The 477-nt window shown below is 54.3% G+C and carries 1 protein-coding gene; it reads right to left on the reverse strand.

Annotation, left to right across the window (positions count from 1 at the left end):
• Positions 1 to 293: 293 nt before the first annotated feature.
• A partial coding sequence (locus tag AC1DO7_RS41485) for a nitroreductase family protein (RefSeq protein ID WP_477117605.1) occupies positions 294 to 477 on the reverse strand: 184 nt, incomplete at its 5' end.

The following is a 477-nucleotide window of genomic DNA, read 5'->3' on the forward strand; positions in this document are numbered from 1 at the left end:
GAACATGATTCATTCAGCGCGCAGCTAGGATGGCGCCAGTTTAGGAAAAAAAGAAATTGTTAGCAAGATTAAAGACTTACGAAGCCTCTTTAAAGTTCGATTTGCAAACAATTCCACATTATGAAAAAAGCGGGTCAGACATCACACAACACGTGGCGCTCGCCCGACTCGGACTGTGGTAATTCCACCGCAAGCACGCACCACGCCAGCCCGGATCGAGAAGGCATCCGGCGACCGGAAAAAACGGGTTGCGCACTGCATCGATACACGACGGTTACTCTGCTATCTGCTCCTCAAGAAAGAAAACGCGCGAACTCGCTTACCGGTTCACGCTCCGTACTAAGGGTATTCTCTATGGCCGCCGGGTCGGCATGGCCCAGCGACATGCCGCAGACCACCATTTCGTCCGCCGTCAGCCGCAAGTGGCGGGCAATGACCGCATGGAACTGGGTGAACGCAGCCTGCGGACAGGTATCC

The sequence above is a fragment of the Cupriavidus sp. 05N40 genome (assembly GCF_056397305.1).